General features: G+C 38.4%; 1 protein-coding gene. It reads right to left on the bottom strand.

The genetic code is table 11. The features are described from left to right. Window positions 1-13: 13 nt before the first annotated feature. A complete protein-coding gene (locus tag AC1DXF_RS29425; RefSeq protein ID WP_477452247.1) occupies window positions 14-1,126 on the bottom strand; it encodes an ISAs1 family transposase in 1,113 nt (370 codons plus the stop codon). Between the last annotated feature and the right edge of the window lie 21 nt (window positions 1,127-1,147).

The raw sequence follows: 1,147 nt of genomic DNA, 5'->3' as shown, positions 1-1,147 counted from the left end.
CAGGGCAAACGCATTAAAATTTCAGTAGCATAAGTAAATATTTAAGATCCCATGCGGCAATGTTCTTTTTTCTTCGGATACTGATGTTCTTCGTTTGATCATTTTTAAGTATATTTAAAGCTACCTTATTGATCAGGGAAAAGTTTTGGGCTGCGTGTTTGTTCCTTTTTCTGTCGGCATCTTCGTGAAAGACAACGTCAAGCGTCCAATGCAGCTTGTTTTCTATCGCCCAATGTCGCCGGATATTTTTCTGGTAGAAAGCGGCATCAGCAGATTTGCTTCCAATATAGTAACGAATTGAGTTCTCGGTTTTTCCGGTGGCTTTGAAACATCTTTCGCTTTCCATCTTTACTAAAACTTTTAAATTTGTCCACCTTTCAGGCGCTCCAATATGTGCTAAGTCCGTTATTATAGTGCATTTTCTGGTTTCTATCCGCCCATGATCAATATCAATAGTTTCATCATAGCCTGCCGTCTTTAAAAACCGGAATGAATCTTCTATATCCTGGTATAATGATGACTGGTTGTTTTTTACTGCCAGAAGATAATCTCCCTCACCTTTTATAATGCATGTAGCAATATCTTCCTGGCAACCCATAGCATCTATGCTGATGAGACAATCCTTTATAAGCAAGCTTTTTAACAGTTCGGGGATAGCCGTTATTTCATTGGATTTTTCGGTTACTTTTACTTGTCCGAAAACCATATTACTATCACTTGCCCAGGCACTTACCATATGTATCGGCGATTTTACCCCATGGCTTTTAGCGCCCCGTATGGTTTTTCCATCAATGCTGATTAGCTGGCCGATATGACCATCAAGAATAGAGTTCACCCAATTCCTGAAACATGCTTCAAATTTAACCGGATCCATGTTAGCAAATACCCGGTTAAAGGTATCATGCGAAGGAATCCCGTTAGGAAGTTCCAAAAAGGTTTTTAACCAGTCTTCTCTAACCACCCCGAAATCTTCGATGTCATTATAACTTTCAATACCACATAATGCAGCGGCTATAGTAATTGTAATGATATCTGTTAGTAGATGTTGCTTTTTTCTGTCAATGCGGAAGTCTTGCATTTCGCTAAAATAAGCGAAAATAGTACTTGTCTTATTTTTTGTATCCATCTGATTGTCAGATAAATATAC

This window comes from Mucilaginibacter sp. P2_A5 (genome assembly GCF_056404995.1).
This window is presented reverse-complemented; position numbering and strand designations above follow the sequence as displayed.

Bases quoted from the DNA above. Each gene is read 5' to 3' on its own strand.
- AC1DXF_RS29425 (WP_477452247.1), bottom strand. From the start codon at position 1,126: ATGGATACAAAAAATAAGACAAGTACTATTTTCGCTTATTTTAGCGAA.